Origin of the sequence: Phenylobacterium sp. J367 (assembly GCF_024699985.1) — a bacterium.
Taxonomy (GTDB): domain Bacteria; phylum Pseudomonadota; class Alphaproteobacteria; order Caulobacterales; family Caulobacteraceae; genus Phenylobacterium.
This window is the reverse complement of record NZ_JAJONA010000001.1, coordinates 131,817-151,573: the sequence shown is the minus strand read 5'-3', so window position 1 is coordinate 151,573 and position 19,757 is coordinate 131,817. Positions and strand designations below refer to the sequence as shown.

Here is a 19,757-nt window from a genome sequence, read left to right as displayed (position 1 = left end):
GGAAACGCATGGTCCGCCTTCTGAGCCTTCTCGCGGCGCTTGCGGCGCTCGTGGCCGCGCCCGCGGTCGCCGCGCCGCTGGAAGCCTACGGCAAGCTGCCGACGATCGAGGACGTCTCGCTGTCGCCGAGCGGCCATGCCTATGCAGTGGTCGTGTCCGATGGCGTCCAGCGCATGGTCGTCGTCAAGGAGATCGCCACAGGCAAGTTCCTGCTGCGGGCGGCCGCGGGCGCGGTGAAGGTGCGCGCCGTCCAGTGGGCCGGGGACCGGCACATCCTCATCGTGCACTCCGCGACCGCCATGCCGGTGGGCATCGTCGGCGGCCGGCGGGAATGGCTGATGCTCTCCGCCATCAACATCGAGACCCAGAAGGGCCGGCCGTTGATGCGCGACGTCTACTACGGGATGAACACGATCTTCGACATGCCGGTGGTGCGCACCTACCGGGGGAGCCGACGGTGTTCGTCCAGGGGTGAAATTCGCCGGCGGCCGCGGCCGCCTGTCGGTGTTCAAGATCGATCTCGACAGCGGCCGCAGCGCCCTGGTGGCGGAAGGAACGGATCACACGCGGGACTGGCTTGTGGGCGCCGACGGCGAGCCCATCGCCCAGGAAGTCTACGACCCGCAGTCCGGCCGCTGGGCGCTCCGGGTCCGCAACGGGCTCGGCTGGCGTGAGGTCCAGACCGTCATCGCGCCGATCGAGCGGCCCTACCTGGTGGGCCTCGGCCGGAAGGGCGACAGGCTGGTGTTCGCGACGCACCAGGACGAGCGGCCCGTGTGGCGGGAAGTGGACCTCGCCACCGGCGCCGTGGGCGAGGCCATTCCGCTCCGGGACGACCAGGACGCCATCCGCGACGCCCAGGACGGCACGCTGGTGGGGCACCGCGCGCTCGTCGGCGACGAGGATCGCTATGTGTTCTTCGACGACAGGGACAGCGCCATGTGGCGGTCGGTCACCCGCGCCTATCCGGGACAGCGGGTCTCGCTGCGCTCCTGGTCGGCGGACCGTCGCAAGATCGTGGTGCTGGTGGACTCGCCGGAAGAGGGGCCGGCCTACGCCCTGGTCAATCTCGACGCCGGCAAGGCCACCTGGCTGGGCGGCGTCTACCAGGGGCTGACGCCCGACGACATCGCGCCCCGCAAGCCCATCCGGTTCAAGGCGGCGGACGGCCTCGAGCTCTCGGGTTACCTGACACTCCCCCGCGGCCGGGACGGCCGGAACCTTCCTCTGGTGGTGCTGGCCCACGGCGGTCCGGCGAGCCGTGACGACCCCGGTTTCGACTGGTGGTCCCAGGCCCTGGCCTCCCGCGGCTATGCGGTGCTGCAGGTCAACTTCCGCGGCTCCGACGGGCTCGGCGAGGCCCTGCTCAAGGCGGGCTACGGGGAGTGGGGCCGCAAGATGCAGACGGACCTGTCCGACGGCGTGCGCCATCTCGTCGGCCAGGGCGTCGTCGATCCCAAGCGGGTCTGCATCGTGGGGGCGAGCTACGGCGGCTATGCCGCCCTGGCGGGGGCGACCCACGACCGGGGCGTCTATCGCTGCGCGGGCTCCGTCGCCGGCGTCGCGGACCTGCGCCGGCAGGTCAGTCACTCCCGCCGCCAGTCGGGATCGCAGGCGACGACCCGCTACTGGAACCGGTTCATCGGCGCCGAAGACCTGGGAGACCCGGTGATGGCGGCCTATTCCCCGGCCCAGCACGCCCGCAACGCCGAGATCCCGATCCTGCTCGTGCATGGCAAGGACGACACCGTGGTGCCGCTCGACCAGAGCCAGGTCATGGCCGACGCGCTGAAGCGGGCGGGCAAACCCTACGAGATGGTCGTCATGCCCGGCGAGGACCACTGGCTGACCCGCGGCGAGACGCGGCTGCAGATGCTGACCGCCGTCGTGACCTTCCTGGAGAAGCACAACCCGCCGAACTGAGCCGTTGCGGCGAACGGTCGGGCGGTGTTCCGCGTTCAGACCGCCATGCAGAGCCGCTTCAAGATTGAGCAGCTGAAACGCTACAGCCTGGAGCTCTACGGGCCGGGCGGCGCCGAAGACCTGCTCTGGAAGGTCGACAGCGACGATCCGTTCACCCCGATGAACAAGGGGGGACCGCCTCCAGCCGCTGGACCTGGAGGGTTCCCACCCGGGCCTCGTCCACGAGATCACGGGCATCGAGCACGTGATCTGGAGCGCCGGCGAGCAGGTCCGCTACGTCACCCGCGTCTTTACCCGTCCTACCGCCCCGCTGGGCTGATCAGAACCGGGCCCGGACGCCGGCCGAGATGATGAAGCCCCGGCCCTGGACCTCGCCGTCCAGGCGCGTGGTCACGGCGGCCGGCGTGCCGGCGTAGAACACCGTGTCGTGGCGGATGCGGCTGTTCGCGAAGTCGATGTAGCCCGCGCCGAGGTCCACATCGATCGTCGGGGTGACCACCGCGCTGGCGCCCACGCCGTAGAACCAGCGGTCGCCGTCGGGCACCCGGGCGGTGCGCTCGTCGTCAGGCGTCGGCGTCGGGTCGTACTGCACGCCCGCCCGCAGGGTCAGGCGTTCGTTCACCGCATAGTCCAGGCCGACGCCGCCGGTGGTCACGTCCCGGTAGTTCTGGTCCAGCGCCTGGGTCGCGCCGGCGGCGGTGCGCACCTCGATCTCGTCGAACTCGCCCCAGCCGATCCGCTGGACCTGGGCGTTGAGGGTCAGCCGCTCGGTGGCGCGGACGCGGGCGCCGAGCGCGGCGATCCAGGGCGTCGAGAAGCTGGCGCTTCCCGGTCCGCCGGTATTGGCGGCGGCCAGCGGGCCCAGGAGGCCGCCCACGAAGATGTGGCCGTCGAGGTCGTGGTCCATCTTCGAGCGGTAGCTGGCGCCGAGCGTCACGCGCTCGAAACGGGCCTGCGCGCCCAGCGTCCAGCCATAGGACCAGCTGTCGCCGGCGAGCTGGGAGACGCCGTCGGGCAGCAGGGGCGAGAGGTTAGGATAGGCGGTCTGCAGCTTGGCGTCGGCGTACTGGGCGCTGACGCCCAGGCCCAGGTCCAGCCAGTCGGTCGCCCGCCAGGCGCCGGTGAGCTGCAGGTCGGCGGTGGTCAGGCGCGAGGTGAGCGCGTCGTACCGGGCCCAGGCGCCGGTCCGGTATTCGGTGGTGAAGTTGTAGGGCGCGGCCAGCGAGAGGCCGACGGCGAAGCGGTCGCCCACCGGCGTCGTGGCCGCGAGGTTGGGGGCCACGCCGTCCTGGATCGGGTTGAAGGCGCGGGCCTCGCCGCGGACCGGCAGGGTGGCGCCGCCCGGGTAGGTGATGGTCGAGCCGTCGTTCGCGACCTCGGCCTCCACGAACACCCCGTGGGCGCCGGCGTAGACCTCGCGCGGGCTGCGCGCGATGGCGGCGGGATTCCACCAGAGGGAGGCGGCTCCCTGGTCGGCGACCTCCCCGGAATAGGCCCGGCCGAGGCCGCGCACCGACTGTTCCTGCAGGTAGAAGCCGCCCGCCAGGGCGGGGGCGGCGGAGGCGACCAGGACGAGGCCCGCGGTGAGGAGGATACGCATCTGGACTCCGGAGGCGGACGGGAGCCTATGTCCCAGCGTCGCCGCATCTCAATTGGGTGGAGTCCTAGGTTGGATCGGCGGGTGTCCGGGCCTTGTGTTGCTCATCGGCAACACCAAATTGGGGGTGGCCCAGGTCGTGCTTCCAGGAGGCGACCCGGGGCCATCCGCCTACGAGGGGACCAGATTTGAACATCGACATCTATTCCGACCGCGCCAAGCAGGCGATCCAGTCGGCCCAGAGCCTGGCGCTGGCCAGGCGCCACCAGCAGCTCGCGCCGGAGCACCTTCTGAAGGTGCTGCTGGAGGAGCGCGACGGCCTGACGCGCGCCCTGATCCAGAGCGCCGGCGGCCGGCCCGACGAAGCCGACAAGGCCGTCGACGCCCAGCTCGGCAAGCTGCCGAAGGTCGAGGGCGGCTCCGGCCAGCTCTACATGAAACCCGAGACGGCGCGCGTGTTCGCCGACGCCGAGGCCGGCGCCAAGGCGGCCGGCGACGCCTTCGTCACCACCGAGCGCCTGCTGATCGCCATTGCCAAGGAAGGCGGCGAGGCCGCCGCCGCGCTGAAGTCCGCCGGCGTCGACACCAAGGCGCTGGAAGGCGCCGCCTCCGACCTGCGCAAGGGCAAGACCGCCGACAGCGCCTCGGCCGAGGAGGGCTATGACGCGCTCAAGCGCTACGCCCGCGACCTGACCCAGGCCGCCCGCGATGGCAAGCTCGATCCCGTGATCGGCCGCGACGAGGAGATCCGCCGGACCATCCAGGTCCTGTCGCGGCGCACCAAGAACAACCCCGTCCTCATCGGCGAGCCCGGCGTCGGCAAGACCGCCATCGTCGAGGGCCTGGCCCTGCGCATCGTCAACGGCGACGTGCCGGAGAGCCTGAAGGACAAGCAGCTCCACGCGCTCGACATGGGCTCCCTGATCGCCGGCGCGAAGTACCGCGGCGAGTTCGAGGAGCGGCTCAAGGCCGTGCTCAACGAGGTCACCCAGGCCGAGGGCTCGATCATCCTGTTCATCGACGAGATGCACACCCTCGTCGGCGCCGGGAAGACCGAGGGCGCCATGGACGCCTCCAACCTGCTGAAGCCCGCCCTGGCCCGCGGCGAGCTGCACTGCGTCGGCGCGACCACGCTCGACGAGTACCGCAAGCACGTCGAGAAGGACGCCGCGCTCGCCCGCCGCTTCCAGCCGGTGATGGTCCAGGAGCCGACCGTGGAGGACACCATCTCCATCCTGCGCGGCCTGAAGGAGAAGTACGAGGTCCACCACGGGGTGCGTATCTCCGACAGCGCCATCGTCGCCGCGGCCACGCTCTCGAACCGCTACATCACCGACCGCTTCCTGCCGGACAAGGCCATCGACCTCGTGGACGAGGCCGCCAGCCGCGTGCGCATGGCGGTGGACTCGAAGCCCGAGGAGCTGGACGAGATCGACCGCCGCGTCGTGCAGCTCAAGATCGAGCGCGAAGCCCTCACCAAGGAGACGGACGCCGCCTCCAAGGCCCGGCTGGAGAAGCTGGAGGAGGAGCTGCGCGAGCTTGAAGGCGAAAGCGCCGAGATGACCGCCCGCTGGCGCGCGGAAAAGGAGAAGGTCGGCGCCGCCGCCCAGGCCCGCGAGGCCCTGGACCGCCTGCGCGCCGAGCTGGTCAACGTCCAGCGCCGCGGCGACCTGCAGCGCGCCTCCGAGATCGCCTATGGCGAGATCCCGGCGCTCGAGAAGCGCCTGGCCGACGCCGAGGCCAATGCGGAGGCCGACGCCGTCTCGCCCGAGGTGGTCGACGCCGAACAGATCGCCGCCGTGGTCTCCCGCTGGACCGGCGTGCCCGTCGAGAAGATGCTCGAGGGCGAGCGCGAGAAGCTGCTCCAGATGGAGGACAAGCTGCGCGACCGCGTGGTCGGCCAGGAGGAGGCGCTGCTGGCCGTCTCCGACGCCGTGCGCCGCGCCCGCGCCGGCCTGAAGGACCCCAACCGTCCGATCGGCTCGTTCCTGTTCCTCGGCCCCACCGGGGTCGGCAAGACCGAGCTGACCAAGGCGCTGGCCGAGTTCCTGTTCGACGACGAGACGGCCGTCACCCGCCTCGACATGAGCGAGTACATGGAGAAGCACTCGGTCAGCCGGATGATCGGGGCGCCCCCCGGCTACGTCGGCTACGACGAGGGCGGGGCGCTGACGGAATCCGTTCGCCGCCGGCCCTATCAGGTCGTGCTGTTCGACGAGGTCGAGAAGGCCCACCCGGACGTCTTCAACGTCCTGCTGCAGGTGCTGGACGACGGGCGGCTGACCGACGGCCAGGGCCGCACGGTCGACTTCCGCAACACGCTGATCATCATGACCTCGAACCTCGGCTCGGAGTACCTGGCCAACATGGCCGACGGCGACGACGTCGAGACGGCCAGGCCCGCGGTGATGGACGTGGTGCGCAAGCACTTCCGGCCGGAGTTCCTGAACCGGATCGACGAGATCATCCTCTTCAAGCGGCTGGGCCGGGCGGAGATGGACAATATCGTCCGCATCCAGCTCAAGCGCCTGGAGCAGCTCCTGGCCGACCGCCGCATGGCGATCAGCCTGGATCCGTCCGCCATGCACTGGCTGGCGGAGCGCGGCTACGACCCGGTCTACGGGGCAAGGCCGCTGAAGCGGGTGATCCAGAAGGAACTGGTGGACCCCATCGCCCGCAAGCTGCTGGCCGGCGACCTGCACGACGGCCAGGTGATCGAGGTCGGCTCCACCGGCGACGGCCTCGCCATCGGCCGGGCCAAGGTGCACTGAGTGCTGGAGGCGCGGAAGTTTCTTTGCTGGATTTCCGCGCCCTCCAGAACTGTTTCAGGTCCAGACCCTCGTGACAATTCGCACGCCCGAGACTGCTTTCAATCAATCTGACAAGGAGCTTCTCGCGCTTCTTGCGCGACTGCTCCTGGAGAACATCGGTGAGCCGTTTCCGGGCGCGAATTCTCCACATGATGCGGTAAGGTTGTCCGATGGAGAGGCGGACAGGCTCGCCGCTCTGCTAGAGCGGCTTGTCGACGATCCAGGCTTCCAACGGCGCGCATACTTTGTCGAGGCGATGACCGATCGGAATGAGCGGAATGCGCTCCATGTCCGCGAACTCTATTTGTCCGAGCGAAAGCGTAGAGGAAGGGTCCGAGCCCTTTCATCCATCAAGTGGGCCGAGTTCAAAGCGCGGCTTGGCTTAGGCCCAGCAGAACACCCTTATGCGGCGGTGCCGCCGATGGACTACGAACATTTCATGGCGATGGAGAATAAGCTCCTGACCGCGGCAGGGATCCACCCACGCGTCGTCGATCTCGTTCTAGCTAATGCTCGAGCTCAGGAAATCAGAGTGGAACGCGTGGTGCGCGGTAGTTCAGTCATTCCGCACGGCTTTGTTCGAAGGCACATTGTACAGCCGTTGCTCGATGCGTCCCGCTATCATGATCTCGCGTTTAGAAGCGCGAGCCTCTCGCGCGGACAGATTACCGCAGCTGTCACACTCATCGCGGATTTCTCGGTGATTTTTACGACCCGTGATTGGGACGTAGCAGGTACTTTGTCTGGAATGGCCGCTGCTGCCACAGCGCTCAGCGAGAGCGACTAATAGCAAAACGCCCGCGGAGCGATCCGCGGGCGTCTTTCTGTGTCGCTTCCGAAGCCTACCGGCTCCAGCACTCCCGGCGGGTCACGTAGCCGTTGTAGTACCGGTCGTAGGTCCGGCGGAGCTTGCATTTGATCTTCCGGCCGTCGGGGCCGATCATGCCGTTCGGGTCGGGGCCGTAGCGGTCCACGGGCACGCCGTATCCATAGCCGCCGCCGCCGTAGGCGCCTTGCATGTTCAGCCCGAGCACCGAGCCCAAGGCGGCCATGCCGGCGGCCACCGGATCGTTGCCGTTGTAGCCGTAGGGCTGGCCGTAGCGGTTGTAGTCGTAGGGGCGGTTGTAATAGTTGCCGTACGGGGTCGGCGGGCCGTAGTAGTAGCCGCCGTACCGCTGGGCTTCGGCGGTGGTGGCGATCGCCGCCGCACCGCCCACGACGGCGAGGCCTGCGACCGCCGCGCTCATCAGCTTGCGCATCATTCTTCTCCTCGGCGCATCCCTCAAGGCGCGGGAAAGCGAGGAGACGGCTTCGGGTTCCTAAGGCGGAGCTTAGAGCTCGACGGCGACCGTGCGGCCGCCGCGGGTGACCACCTTGCGCATCAGGGCCAGGCTCGCGCCGCCGGACTGGCCGGCCGGGCGGGCGGTGGTGATCACGTACCAGGTCCCGTCGGGCAGGCCGGAGAAGCTGAACCGGTCGGAGGCGTCGCAGGTGGCGCGCTTCACATAGGGCCCGGCGTCGCCGGCCGGCGCCTGGGGCGTGCGGGCCCGGACCGCGTCGGTGGGCAGGGCGGCCCGCTCGGTGGAGCCGTAGAGCGCGGCCATCCGCGCCCGCGACCAGGGCGTGTCCGGGGTCAGCACGACGCCGGCGCCCGCGCAGCTGTAGCGGATCTGGCCCTGGCGGTAGGACACATGGCCGGCCACGCCGTTGCGGCCGGACCCCTTGCGACCAGGCGAAGGCGTCGGCGTTGAAGGTCGGCGGCCCGCCGGTCATCGCACCAGGCGGCGGCGGCCCGAGGCTCGGCGCGCAGGCCGAAAGGGCAAGGGCGCCGAGAGCGGCGGCGGAGATCGAGCTAAGCTTCCACATCGGCTCCAAGCCTATACGCCATTGCGGCGGAATGAGGCCATAGGAAGCCGGCGATACGGCGTTCTCCCCAGTCCCTCCCTTAATGGGGAGGGCCGACTCGCCGCCAGGCGAGCGGGGTGGGGGAATCGTGCTCAAGCTCTGACTCCGGGTTTGCGCCCTCACATCCCCACCCTGGCCGCTCCGCGGCCTGTCCCTCCCCATTAAGGGAGGGACTCTCAATCCTCCCGCCCGGGCCGCCCGCGCATGGCCTTCACGCCCGACCGCTTCGACTTGCCCTCCAGGCGCCGCAGCTTGGACGCATAGGTCGGCTTGGTCTTCTTGCGGGGCGGGGGCGGCGGCTCGGCGGCCTTGCGGATCAGCTCCAGCAGCCGGTCGTAAGCCTCCTGCCGGTTCAGCTCCTGCGACCGGCGGCTCTGGGCGACCAGCACCAGGACGCCGTCCTGCGTCAGCCGGCTTCCGGAGAGCTTGTAGAGGCGGGCGCGCACGGGCTCGGGGAGGGACGGCGAGCCGCGCACGTCGAAGCGTAGCTCCACGGCGGTCGAGGTCTTGTTGACGTGCTGCCCGCCGGGCCCCGACGCGCGCACGGCCTTCCAGACGACCTCGTCGTCGGTCAGCGAGATGGCGGGGGTAACCTCGATCATCGTCCTGCTTTGCCAAGTTTCGGCGCTGCGGTTAAGGTCCGTGCATGCGCAGCGGCTTCGCCCAGCAGGTAAACCTTATCACCGACACCGCCTCCGGCGGCTCGGGACGGGAACGCGCGCGCTAGGCCCCAAGGGTCAACCTCGACACCCACACCAGCCCCGCCGGAGACGGACGGGGCTTTTTCATGCGCTCCGTCCGTCTCCCCGCCCGAAGGAGACAAGCCATGACCGATCCGCCCGCGAAGCCGCCGCCCGACATCGTCGTGCGCGCCGCCGAGCCCGCCGACATCCCGGCGATGACCGAGGTGCTGAACCAGCCGCGCGCCGTCTGGGGCACGCTGCAGACGCCGCTGATGTCGGCGGCCATGCGCGAGGACAAGGCGTCCTTCACCGACCTCAACCGGCGCCAGCTTGTCGCCGAGGCGGACGGCCGGGTGGTCGGCACGATCGGGCTCTCCCGGGAGCCCTACCACCGGCGCAGCCACACCGCCTCGATCGGCATGGCGGTGCACGACGCCTTCGCCGGCCGCGGGATTGGCACGGCCTTGATGGCCGCCGTCGTCGACCTGGCGGAGCGCTGGTGGAACATCCGCAGGCTGGAACTCAACGTCTACGCCGACAACGCCCCGGCCATCGCGCTCTACGAGCGCTTCGGCTTCGAGCGGGAAGGGCTGCTGCGGGCCTACGCCTGGCGCGACGGCGCCTATGTGGACTCCTGGCGATGGCGAGGCTGCGGTTATGACGCATCGCAAACTCTCGCCCTTGGGACGGCCTTCCCTTGACCTGCGCGCAAAAAACCGCTGTGAAGCGCGCGCTTTGCTGCACCTGCGTTGCGCGCAGGGGCGATTTCTGACCGTCTAGGAGAACATTCATGCGCGTCTACTACGACCGCGACGCCGACCTTTCCCGCATCCTGGACAAGAAGATCGCCATCGTAGGCTATGGCTCCCAGGGCCGCGCCCACGCGCTCAACCTTACGGATTCCGGCGCGAAGAACGTGGCCGTGGCGCTGCGTCCCGGCTCGGCCACCGCCAAGAAGGTCGAGGCCGACGGCCTGAAGGTGATGAGCGTGGCCGAGGCCGCCGCCTGGGCCGACGCGATCATGATCCTCGCGCCCGACGAGCTGCAGCGCGACATCTACAAGGCCGACATCGAGGCCAATATCCGCGACGGCGCGGCCCTGATGTTCGCCCACGGGCTCAACGTCCACTTCGGCCTGATCGAGCCGAAGGCGTCTGTCGACGTGCTGATGGTGGCGCCAAGGGCCCCGGCCACACGGTGCGCGGCGAGTACCAGAAGGGCGGCGGCGTGCCGTGCCTGATCGCCGTCCACCAGGACGCCACCGGCAACGCCATGGACCTCGGCCTCGCCTATGCCTCGGCCATCGGCGGCGGCCGCTCCGGCATCATCGAGACCAACTTCCGCGAGGAATGCGAGACCGACCTGTTCGGCGAGCAGGCCGTGCTCTGCGGCGGCCTCGTGGAGCTGATCCGCGCGGGCTTCGAGACGCTGGTCGAGGCGGGCTACGCCCCCGAGATGGCCTACTTCGAGTGCCTGCACGAGGTGAAGCTGATCGTCGACCTGATCTACGAAGGCGGCATCGCCAACATGAACTACTCGATCTCCAACACCGCGGAGTACGGGGAGTACGTGACCGGCCCGCGCATCGTGACGGCGGAGACCAAGGCCGAGATGAAGAAGGTGCTCGACGACATCCAGTCGGGCCGCTTCGTCCGCGACTGGATGACCGAGAACGCCGCCGGCCAGGCCAGCTTCAAGGCCACCCGCCGCCGGGGCTCCGAGCACCAGATCGAGGAAGTCGGCCAGCGCCTGCGCGCCATGATGCCGTGGATCACCAAGAACAAGCTGGTGGACACCGCCCGCAACTGACCGAGCGGGCGACGCAAGCGATCAGGGCCTCGGGGAAACCCGGGGCCCTTTTTCGTTCACGCCGCCTGGGCCTCGCCGACGATCGCCCGGATCACCGCCTCGCCGACCTTGATGCCGTCGACGCCGGCCGAGAGGATGCCGCCCGCATAGCCGGCGCCTTCTCCCGCCGGGAACAGCCCCCGTACGCTCAGGCTCTGGAAGTCCGCCCCGCGGGTCATGCGGATCGGCGAGGAGGTGCGGGTCTCGACGCCGGTCAGCACGGCTTCGGGGTCGTCGTAGCGCGGGATCTTCCGGCCGAAGACCGGCAGGGCCTCGCGCATGGCGTCCACCACATAGTCCGGCATCAGGGCGGCGAGGTCGGTGGGCGTGACGCCCGGCTTGTAGCTCGGGACCACGCCGCCCAGCGTCGTGGAGGCGCGGCCCGCCAGGAAGTCGCCGACGAGCTGGCCCGGCGCGAAGTAGTTCGAGCCCCCGGCGACGTAGGCCGCGCTCTCCAGCCGCCGCTGCAGCTCGATCCCGGCGAGGGGATGGCCGCTGCCATAGTCCGAGGGATCGATCCCGACCACGAAGCCGGAGTTGGCGTTCCGCTCGTTGCGGGAATACTGGCTCATGCCGTTGGTCACCACCCGGCCGGGCTCCGACGTGGCGGCGACCACCGTGCCGCCCGGGCACATGCAGAAGCTGTAGACCGTCCGGCCGTTGGCGCAGTGGTGGGAGAGGGAATAGGCAGCCGCGCCGAGGCCCGGGTGGCCGGCGCAGGGGCCGAACAGCGCCCGGTCGATCCACGACTGCGGGTGCTCGATGCGGAAGCCGATGGAGAACGGCTTGGCCTCGATATGGACGCCGTGGCCGTGCAGCATCTCGAAGGTGTCGCGCGCCGAGTGACCGACGGCGAACACCGCCTGGTCGGTCTCCAGGAACTCGCCGGTGTGCAGGTGCAGGCCGCGCAGGCGCTTCGTTCCGTCGGGCGCGCGGTCGAGCGCGATGTCGGTGACGCGATGGCCGAACCGGTATTCGCCGCCCAGGGCCTCGATCTTGGCGCGCAGGCTCTCGACCATGGTCACCAGGCGGAAGGTGCCGATGTGCGGATGCGCCTCGGTAAGGATCTCGGCGGGCGCGCCCGCCTGGACGAACTCGGTCAGCACCTTGCGGCCGAGGAACCGCGGGTCCTTGATCTGGCTGTAGAGCTTGCCGTCCGAGAAGGTGCCGGCCCCGCCCTCGCCGAACTGGACGTTGGATTCCGGGTTCAGCTCGCCCCGGCGCCAGAGGCCCCAGGTGTCCTTCGTCCGCTCGCGCACCACCTTGCCGCGATCCAGGATGATCGGCCGGAAGCCGGCCTCGGCGAGGATCAGGCCGGCGAAGAGGCCGCACGGCCCGGCCCCGATCACCACCGGCCGCAACTGCTGCCCCGGCGGCGCGGCGCCGACCGGCCGGTAGGAGGTGTCCGGTGTCAGGCGGACATGCGGATCGCGGGCCAGGCGCTTCAGGACGGCGGCCTCGTCCTTCACCTCGGCGTCGACGATGTAGACCTTGAGGATCGCCGCCTTCCGCCGGGCGTCGTGCGCCCGCTTCCACACCGACCAGCCGAGGAGATCGCCGGGCGGCACGCCGAGCCGCGCGGCGATCGCCGCCGGCAGTTCCTCCGGCGCGTGGTCGAGGCCGAGCTTGAGTTCCGAGATCCGCAGCATTGCGGGGCCTATGTAGCGGGTCGGGCGCGGCCTTGCATCGGGGGCCGCGCCGTCCGTGCGATCAGTCCTCGTCCGGCCCGCGCCGTTTCTCGCGCGTCCGCGCCCGCCCGGCCTTGTGGATCGCCGCCCAGCGCTTCTGCTCGGCCTGGCGGGCGATCGGGTCCTCGCGCCGCCGTTCGTGGGCGAGCTCCTTCTGCAGCTTGCGCCAGCTCTCGAGCCGCTCGCCGTCGAGGTCGCCGGCCTCCACCGCCGCTCGGACCGCGCAGCCCGGCTCGTTGCTGTGGCCGCAATCCGAGAAGCGGCAGCCTTCCGCCAGGACCTCCAGGTCGGCGAAGGTCGTCGCCAGGCCTTCGTCGGCGTCGAAGAGGCCCAGCTCGCGCATGCCGGGCGTGTCGAGGATCAGGCCGCCGGACGGCAGGAGGATAAGCTCGCGGTGCGAGGTCGTGTGCCGCCCGCGCGCGCCCTCCGCGATGACCCCCTGCGTGGCCATCCGCTCGGCGCCGGCTAGCGCATTGACGAGGGTCGACTTGCCCACGCCTGATGAGCCCACCAGCACCGCCGTCCGGCCGCGCGGCAGATGCGCGGACAGGGCGTCCAGCCCCTGGCCCGTCCGCGCCGAGACCGCCAGCACCGGCGCCCCGGCGGCGATCGCCGCGACCTCGGCCACGCGCGCGTCCACGTCCGGGCAGGCGTCGGCCTTGGTCAGCACGATCACCGGCTCGGCCGCGCTCTCGTAGGTCATGGCCAGGTAGCGCTCGAGCCGGCGCAGGCTGAGGTCGGCGTTCAGGGAGGCGGCGAGGAAGGCCACGTCCACATTGGCCGCCACCACCTGCCGGCCGCCGGCCGGTCCCGAAGCCCAGCGCAGGAAGGCCGTGCGGCGGGGCAGGAGGGCGCGGATGGTCGCCTGGCCTTCGTCGGGCCTGAGGTCGGCCGCCACCCAGTCGCCGGTCACCGGATGGCCGCCGTCGTCGGCGTCCGCCCGGAAGCGGCCGGAAACCCGCGCGTCCAGTTCGCCGGCGTCGGTGACGATGCGCCAGACGTCGCGCCGCTGCACCAGGACGCGTCCGGGCTGCAGGCCGTGCGCCGCGTGGGGCGCGAAGTCATGCCGGAGCCCGTCGCTCCAGCCGTATTGGTCGATCAACGGAGGAAATCCTCGAAAAAGGTCGCAGAGCCGTTCAGGCGCCGACCCCGGATTCCCTGGCTATGGAGAGATCTCGGTCCCGCTCAGGCGGGCTGCACGTCGGCGCGGCGAAGGGCTGTGCGGACAATGGGCGTCGACATCGCTTCCTCCTTCTTTGGCGCGGAACGTGACGGCCGGAGCTTGGCGGACGGCGCCGCCCCGGTCAAGAATGGCGGCCACAAGGAGTAACCCCATGTCCGAAGCCGCCCCCGTCAACGTCGTGATGAACGAAGCCACCCGCCAGTTCGAGGTGACACTGGATGGCGAGACGGCCTTCGCCGAGTACCGGCTGGTCGACCACGGCATCATCCTGCCGCACACGGTCGTGCCGGAGAGCTTCGAGGGGAAGGGCGTGGGCTCGGCGCTGGCCAAGGCCGCGCTCGGCTACGCCCGCGAGCAGGGGCTGAAGGTGATCCCGCTCTGCCCGTTCATCGCCGCCTACATCACCAGGCATCCCGAGTGGCACGACATCGTCCACGACACCTACAAGGCCCAGCTCGGCATCGAATAGGGGGGACCGATGGTCCAGTCGAAGGCGCCCAGCGTCGAGGTCTGGCTCGCGGAATCCGATCCGAAGCGGGCGCCCTGGCTGCAGAAGATCCGCGAGAGCGCGCTCAGCAACCTGCCGGGCTTCGTGGAGGACATGCGCTACGGCATGCCGACCTATTCGGCCGGGGGCGAGGTGACCTTCGCCTTCAATTCCCAGAAGCAGTACGTCTCCCTCTATGTCCCGCCGGAGGTGCATGCGCTCAACGCCGAGGCGATGCAGGGCCTCGACGCCGGCAAGAGCTGCATCCGCTTCAGGAAGCCCGAGACCATCGACTTCGCCCTGCTGGGCAAGCTGCTGCGCGACACCGCCGCCCGCGCTTCGGGCTAGAGCCAGCTCAGCGCCGCTTCGCCGCGCAGGATCGCCTCGACCTGCGGCCGGTGGCCCGTCTCCCCGCGCTCGTGCAGCACCAGGGGCGGCAGCATCCTGAGCGGCGCCTTGCCGGACTTGATCGCCCGGACCAGCACCCGCTTGGCCGGCGCGTCCTCGAACGGATGCACGGGCAGCACCTGCACCGAGCCGGCCTTCGGCGCCAGGAAGCCCAGGATGTCGGCCAGCCGGTCGGCGCGGTGGATCAGCACCAGCGCGCCGCCGGGCCGCACGCCCTTGGACAGGAAGGTGATCCACGCCTCCAGGCCGTCGTCGGCCATCCAGGCGGCGCGGCGGGCCGCCGCCGGGCCGCGGATCGCGCCGGCGTCGTCGAAGAACGGCGGATTGGCCATGGCGGCGTCGAAGGCCGGCAGCCTGAGCCCGGAGAACCTCAGGCCGACGTCGCCGGCGATCGCCTCGACACGGTCCTCGAGCCCGTTGAGCGCGATGTTCGCCTGGGCGAGCGCCAGGGCGTCGGGGGCGCGCTCGACGCCGGTGAACCGCGCCCCCGGCCGGCGCACGGCGGCGGCGAGCAGGGCCCCGCCCGGCCCGCAGCCGGCTTCCATCACCCGCTGGCCGGGCCCGGCGTCGCATGCGGCCGCCAGCAGGGCGGCGTCGAGCCCGGCGCGGTAGCCTCGGGCCGTCTGGCGCAGGCGCACCCGGCCGTCCAGCAGCAGGTCTTCGGTGATCTCGTCCATGCGTCGGGGTCTGGCTTATCCTGGCCGGGGAGGCTATGCCCCGCGCTTGACCGTGCCCTAGCGCGTCACCATTGTCCCGGCAAACGGCGGCGGGTTCCTCCCCGAAGGCGCCAGGCCGTTTCAGGAGCGTAGTAACCGCGTGGAAGCCGCCCGCACGGCCGTTGTCGAGAAGCCGCCGTCCCTCGACGCGCTGATCGAACTCGCCGCGCCCGACATGGCGGCGGTCGACGCCCTGATCCGCCAGCACATGGACAGCCCCGTGCCGGTGATCCCGGCGCTTGCCGACCACCTGATCGCCGGCTCCGCCAAGCGCCTGCGCCCGCTGCTCACCGTGGCCGCCGCCCGGCTCGCCGGGGCCCGGGACGACGCCTGCCTGAAGCTCGCCGCGGCCGTGGAGTTCATCCACACCGCCACCCTGCTGCACGACGACGTGGTGGACTCATCGCAGCTCCGCCGCGGGCGCGTCGCCGCCCACCTGATCTGGGGCGCGCCCTCGTCGGTGCTGGTCGGCGACTTCCTGTTCGCCCGCGCCTTCGAGCTGATGGTCGGCGCGGGCTCGATGCCCGCCCTGGATATCCTCGCCCGGGCCAGCCGCGTCATCGCCGAGGGCGAGGTGCTGCAGCTCACCCGCGCCCACGACATGGACCTCAGCCGCGAGGTCTATCTGGAGATCATCGGGGCCAAGACCGCCGAACTGTTCGCCGCCGCCGCCGAGGTGGGCGCGGTCAGCGCCGGGGCCTCCCCGGAGCGCTGCAAGGCGCTGCGCCGCTACGGCCAGGACCTGGGCGTCGCCTTCCAGCTCGTCGACGACGCGCTCGACTACTCCGGCGACGCCGGCACGCTCGGCAAGAACGCGGGCGACGACTTCCGGGAAGGCAAGGCGACCCTGCCGCTGCTGCTGGCCATGCAGCGCACGCCCGGCGAACGCGACTTCTGGGTCCGCACCATCGACCGGCGCGAGCAGACCGACGCCGACTTCGACCGCGCCCGCGAGCTGATGCGCGAGACCCGCGCGCTCGACGACACGCTGGCGCTCGCTTCCGAGTACGCCGAGACCGCCAAGGCCGCGCTGTCCGACTTCGGCGGCAACAGCTGGCGTCCGGCGCTCGCCGACCTCGCGGACTTCGCGGTGCGCCGCCGCGCCTAGGCCGTCCCGCGCCACTCCCGGCGCCGGACCTCCGGGTTATCAAAAAACCGGGCTGGGAACCCCGCCATCCGTTTGCGCGCTTCATGCGCCCTACGGGAGAGTGTGTATGTTTCCAGGAATGAGATTGGCGGCGCTTGGGCATTTCACGCCGGAATTCCCCGACGCCGAGACGCTTCACAGGGGCCTCGCCCACTGGAACCACCGGCGGCTGGCGGTCCAGACGCCGCATGGCGACTGGCAGACCGACCTCTCCGCCGACCACCGGATGCTGCGCCTGGAGGGCGCCTGGATCGAAGCGTTCCGCGCCCACATCGCGCCGATGGTCGAGGCCGTCCCATCGGATCCTGAGGGCTTCATCGCCTGGTTCGAGGACCTCAAGGAGAGCGGCCCGGGTCAGTACGACCCGCTGTTCGCCTGGCTTGAGGGCGAGGCCGACCTCGACCAGCTGAAGTGGTTCCTGACCCAGGAAGCGGCCGGCGAGGCCGGCTTCGACGACCTCGTCGCCTACACCCAGGTCAAGCTGCCGGCCCGGCCGAAGATGGAGCTGGCCCGCAACTACTGGGACGAGATGGGCCGCGGCAGCCTGGGCGGCATGCACGGCCCGATGCTCGACCGCACGGTCCAGGGCCTCGGCCTCACGCCCACCATCGAGGGCACGGCCTGGCAGTCGCTGGCGCTGGCCAACACCATGACCGCGCTCGCGACGACGCGGCGCTACACCTACCAGTCGGTGGGGGCGCTGGGCGTCGTCGAGCTGACCGCGCCCACCCGCGTCGGCTGCGTCGCCGAGGGGCTGAAGCGCCTGGGCTGCCCGCCGGAGCAGCGGAAGTACTTCGTGCTGCACGCCCAGCTCGACATCGAGCACTCCCGGGCCTGGAACGCGGAAGCGCTGATCCCGCTGGTGGAAGAAAACCCGGCCTGCGCCCGTCACATCGCCGAGGGCGCGGTCATGCGCCTGGTGCTGGGCGAGCAGTGCTTCGAGAGCTACCGGGCGCACCTGTGGGCGCACCACCACCCGCTGGTCTACGCCGCGGAGTAGTCGGCCCCTCAGCTCATGGGTCCAGGGCCGTCCAGCCACGGCCCCGAAACCGAGCCCGGTCCAGAACGCCGGCGCCAGCGTGCTGGCGGCGTTGATCGTCACCAGGCCCACGCTGTCGAACGCCTCCTGCACGAGCGCGGTGACCAGGGTCGCGCCGACCCCGGACCGCCGCGCGTCTGGATGCACGTAGGGCCGGCGGATGCGCATGGCGGGCTCGCCCTGCGGCTCCGGCTCGGCGGTCAGCCCGCCGATCGCCAGCAGCCCGCCCGTCGGGCCCGGCGCCGCCAGCAGGCAGGCGAACATCTCTGGCGTCTGCGCCCACTCGCGGGCCAGCCTGGACATCGCCCCAAAGCCCTCGGCGTCCGCCGCCGCCCGGAGCGCCTCGAAGCCCTCCGGGAGCTCGTCGGTGACCCGGACGAGCTGGACCATCAGCCCGGGCTGATCATCTTCTCCGGCCGCACCCACTCGTCGAACTCCTCGTTCGTCAGGTAGCCGCCGCCGACCGCCTCCTCGCGGAGCGTGGTGCCGTTCTTGTGCGCCGCCTTGGCGATCTTGGCGCAGTTGTCGTAGCCGAGCTTGCCGTTCAGCGCCGTCACCAGCATCAGCGAGCGCTCGAGGTTGTGCTTGATGTTGTCCTCGCGGGCCTCGGTGCCGGCGACCATGTTGTCGGTGAAGCTGATCGAGGCGTCGGCCAGCAGGCGGCAGGACTGCAGGAAGTTGTAGGCCATCACCGGGTTGAAGACGTTCAGCTCGAAATGGCCCTGGCTGCCGGCGAAGGCGATCGCCGTCTGGTTGCCCATGATGTGGGCGCAGACCATGGTCAGGGCCTCGGCCTGGGTCGGATTGACCTTGCCCGGCATGATCGAGGAGCCCGGTTCGTTCTCGGGCAGGGCCAGCTCCCCCAGGCCGGCGCGCGGGCCGGAGCCCAGGAAGCGCAGGTCGTTGGCGATCTTGAAGAGCGCGCCGGCTGCGGCGGTGAGCGCCCCGTGGCTGAACACCATGGCGTCGTGGGCGGCGAGCGCCTCGAACTTGTTGGGCGCGGTGATGAACGGCAGCTTGGTGATCGCCGCGATCCGCTCGGCCACCTTCTCGGCGAAGCCGACGGGGGCGTTCAGGCCGGTGCCGACTGCCGTGCCGCCCTGGGCCAGCTCGTAGAGCCCGTAGAGGGTCTCCTTGATCCGCCGGACCGACATGGCGACCTGGTGGGAGTAGCCCCCCGAACTCCTGGCCGAGCGTCAGCGGCGTGGCGTCCTGGGTATGGGTCCGGCCGATCTTGATGATGTGGTCGAACTCCACGGCCTTCTTCTTCAGCGCCGCGTGCAGGTGCTCCAGCGCCGGCATCACCGAACGGGCGACCTCCTCGGCGGCGGCGATGTGCATGGCCGTCGGATAGGTGTCGTTCGACGACTGGCTCATGTTGACGTGGTCGTTGGGGTGGACGGGCGTCTTCGAGCCCATCTGGCCGCCCATCATCTCGATCGCCCGGTTCGAGATCACCTCGTTGGCGTTCATGTTCGACTGGGTGCCGGAGCCGGTCTGCCAGACCACCAGCGGGAAGTGGTCGTCGAGCTTGCCGTCGATGACCTCCTGGGCGGCGGCGACGATCGCGTTCCCGATCGTCGGATCCAGCTTGCCCAGCGCCATGTTGGCTTCGGCCGCGGCGCGCTTCACCACGCCGAGCGCCCGGATCACCGGCTTGGGCTGCTTCTCCCAGCCGATCTTGAAGTTCTGGATGCTCCGCTGGGTCTGGGCGCCCCAGTAGCGGTCGGCCGGCACCTCGATGGGGCCGAAGGTGTCGGTCTCGGTGCGGGTCGCGGTCATCCAGGGGCTCCAACAAATTCGCGGGGCCGGTTTAGCGAGACGCTGCGCCCGTGCAAAGGCTAAGAGGCGGGCGATGGATGACGGCTGGACCTCTCACGGCAAGGTGCGCGCCCGGGAAGGCGAGGGCGCGATCGAGGTGGTGATCGACGGCCTGACCACCCAGGCCAAGTACTACAAGCCCCTGATCTACGAGTTCTTCCGCAAGGTCTGGCGCGGCTCGCGGCCCGCCTGGGGCGAGTTCGCCGTCGAGATCCGCATGGAGTATGTGGGCGACCCGCCCTGGCTCGACCTCGACAACCTGGCCAAGGCGATCCTCGACGCCATCAAGGGCTACGCCTTCCACGACGACGCCCAGGTGGCGCGGCTTTTGGTGGAGCGGGCGGCCGGCGAGCGGGAGCGGATCACCGTCACCGTCCGCAAGATCTCCGACCTGCCCATGGGCCGGCCGTTTCACCCCTAGGCGTCAGGCGACGCCACAAAAAAAGAAAGCGCCCCCGCGCTGGAGGGAGCGCGGGGGCGATACTTCGCGAACCTGTCCGGG

General features: G+C 70.4%; 17 protein-coding genes and 3 pseudogenes. 11 read left to right on the top strand and 9 right to left on the bottom strand.

Features of this window, described 5'->3' with window-relative positions:
• Window positions 1-8 precede the first annotated feature (8 nt).
• Window positions 9-674, top strand: a complete 666-nt coding sequence (locus LRS04_RS00980; RefSeq protein WP_257814747.1) for a hypothetical protein — start codon at window positions 9-11, stop codon at window positions 672-674.
• Window positions 580-1,923: a S9 family peptidase gene (locus LRS04_RS00975; RefSeq protein ID WP_257814746.1), complete on the top strand. Its 1,344-nt coding sequence runs from the start codon at window positions 580-582 to the stop codon at window positions 1,921-1,923. The genes LRS04_RS00980 and LRS04_RS00975 overlap by 95 nt, the downstream gene beginning before the upstream one ends.
• A gap of 319 nt (window positions 1,924-2,242) precedes the next feature.
• Here LRS04_RS00975 and LRS04_RS00970 read toward each other — a convergent pair whose 3' ends face one another.
• A complete protein-coding gene (locus LRS04_RS00970; RefSeq protein WP_257814745.1) occupies window positions 2,243-3,523 on the bottom strand; it encodes an OmpP1/FadL family transporter in 1,281 nt (426 codons plus the stop codon).
• A 185-nt stretch (window positions 3,524-3,708) separates the two neighbouring features.
• On the opposite strand from LRS04_RS00970, the gene clpB reads away from it, so the two are divergent.
• Window positions 3,709-6,291 (top strand): ATP-dependent chaperone ClpB, encoded by a 2,583-nt coding sequence (gene clpB, locus LRS04_RS00965; RefSeq protein WP_257814744.1) that lies wholly within the window; start codon window positions 3,709-3,711, stop codon window positions 6,289-6,291.
• A gap of 70 nt (window positions 6,292-6,361) precedes the next feature.
• Window positions 6,362-7,117: a hypothetical protein gene (locus LRS04_RS00960; RefSeq protein WP_257814743.1), complete on the top strand. Its 756-nt coding sequence runs from the start codon at window positions 6,362-6,364 to the stop codon at window positions 7,115-7,117.
• A gap of 55 nt (window positions 7,118-7,172) precedes the next feature.
• Here the strand turns inward: LRS04_RS00960 and LRS04_RS00955 are convergent, their stop codons facing one another.
• The 3 genes from LRS04_RS00955 to arfB form a co-directional block, all read right to left on the bottom strand.
• Window positions 7,173-7,589 (bottom strand): hypothetical protein, encoded by a 417-nt coding sequence (locus LRS04_RS00955; RefSeq protein ID WP_257814742.1) that lies wholly within the window; start codon window positions 7,587-7,589, stop codon window positions 7,173-7,175.
• A gap of 72 nt (window positions 7,590-7,661) precedes the next feature.
• Complete coding sequence (locus tag LRS04_RS00950; RefSeq protein WP_257814741.1) at window positions 7,662-8,033, bottom strand: hypothetical protein; 372 nt, start codon at window positions 8,031-8,033, stop codon at window positions 7,662-7,664.
• Window positions 8,034-8,411: 378 nt separating this feature from the next.
• Window positions 8,412-8,837, bottom strand: a complete 426-nt coding sequence (gene arfB, locus LRS04_RS00945) for an alternative ribosome rescue aminoacyl-tRNA hydrolase ArfB (protein WP_257814740.1) — start codon at window positions 8,835-8,837, stop codon at window positions 8,412-8,414.
• A gap of 224 nt (window positions 8,838-9,061) precedes the next feature.
• On the opposite strand from arfB, the gene LRS04_RS00940 reads away from it, so the two are divergent.
• Window positions 9,062-9,619, top strand: coding sequence for a GNAT family N-acetyltransferase (locus tag LRS04_RS00940; RefSeq protein ID WP_257814739.1), 558 nt, complete (start codon window positions 9,062-9,064; stop codon window positions 9,617-9,619).
• An 89-nt stretch (window positions 9,620-9,708) separates the two neighbouring features.
• Window positions 9,709-10,727, top strand: a pseudogene (gene ilvC, locus LRS04_RS00935) (ketol-acid reductoisomerase).
• A gap of 56 nt (window positions 10,728-10,783) precedes the next feature.
• Here the strand turns inward: ilvC and LRS04_RS00930 are convergent.
• Both LRS04_RS00930 and rsgA read right to left on the bottom strand, forming a co-directional pair.
• Window positions 10,784-12,415, bottom strand: a complete 1,632-nt coding sequence (locus LRS04_RS00930; protein WP_257814738.1) for an NAD(P)/FAD-dependent oxidoreductase — start codon at window positions 12,413-12,415, stop codon at window positions 10,784-10,786.
• Window positions 12,416-12,476: 61 nt separating this feature from the next.
• A complete protein-coding gene (gene rsgA / locus LRS04_RS00925) occupies window positions 12,477-13,556 on the bottom strand; it encodes a ribosome small subunit-dependent GTPase A (RefSeq protein WP_257814737.1) in 1,080 nt (359 codons plus the stop codon).
• Window positions 13,557-13,788: 232 nt separating this feature from the next.
• Between rsgA and LRS04_RS00920 the strand changes: the two genes are divergently transcribed.
• The gene (locus LRS04_RS00920) at window positions 13,789-14,106 is read left to right on the top strand and encodes a GNAT family N-acetyltransferase (protein ID WP_257814736.1); all 318 of its coding nucleotides are present in this window, start codon (window positions 13,789-13,791) and stop codon (window positions 14,104-14,106) included.
• A 9-nt stretch (window positions 14,107-14,115) separates the two neighbouring features.
• Window positions 14,116-14,472 (top strand): iron chaperone, encoded by a 357-nt coding sequence (locus LRS04_RS00915; RefSeq protein ID WP_257814735.1) that lies wholly within the window; start codon window positions 14,116-14,118, stop codon window positions 14,470-14,472.
• Here the strand turns inward: LRS04_RS00915 and LRS04_RS00910 are convergent.
• The gene (locus LRS04_RS00910) at window positions 14,469-15,209 is read right to left on the bottom strand and encodes a tRNA1(Val) (adenine(37)-N6)-methyltransferase (protein WP_257814734.1); all 741 of its coding nucleotides are present in this window, start codon (window positions 15,207-15,209) and stop codon (window positions 14,469-14,471) included. The two genes, LRS04_RS00915 and LRS04_RS00910, sit on opposite strands and share 4 nt — an antisense overlap.
• A gap of 139 nt (window positions 15,210-15,348) precedes the next feature.
• On the opposite strand from LRS04_RS00910, the gene LRS04_RS00905 reads away from it, so the two are divergent.
• Together LRS04_RS00905 and LRS04_RS00900 are read left to right on the top strand one after the other, a co-directional pair.
• Complete coding sequence (locus LRS04_RS00905) at window positions 15,349-16,356, top strand: polyprenyl synthetase family protein (RefSeq protein ID WP_374572541.1); 1,008 nt, start codon at window positions 15,349-15,351, stop codon at window positions 16,354-16,356.
• 118 nt (window positions 16,357-16,474) lie between these two features.
• Complete coding sequence (locus LRS04_RS00900; RefSeq protein ID WP_257818901.1) at window positions 16,475-17,395, top strand: iron-containing redox enzyme family protein; 921 nt, start codon at window positions 16,475-16,477, stop codon at window positions 17,393-17,395.
• Window positions 17,396-17,467: 72 nt separating this feature from the next.
• Here LRS04_RS00900 and LRS04_RS27425 read toward each other — a convergent pair.
• Window positions 17,468-17,698 (bottom strand): annotated as a pseudogene (locus LRS04_RS27425) (GNAT family N-acetyltransferase); the annotation flags it as partial.
• Between the two features lie 125 nt (window positions 17,699-17,823).
• Window positions 17,824-19,216 (bottom strand): annotated as a pseudogene (gene fumC, locus LRS04_RS00895) (class II fumarate hydratase).
• A gap of 73 nt (window positions 19,217-19,289) precedes the next feature.
• On the opposite strand from fumC, the gene LRS04_RS00890 reads away from it, so the two are divergent.
• Window positions 19,290-19,676 carry a RusA family crossover junction endodeoxyribonuclease gene (locus LRS04_RS00890; RefSeq protein ID WP_257814733.1) on the top strand — a complete coding sequence of 129 codons (387 nt, stop codon included), beginning with the start codon at window positions 19,290-19,292 and terminating at the stop codon, window positions 19,674-19,676.
• Window positions 19,677-19,757 lie beyond the last annotated feature (81 nt).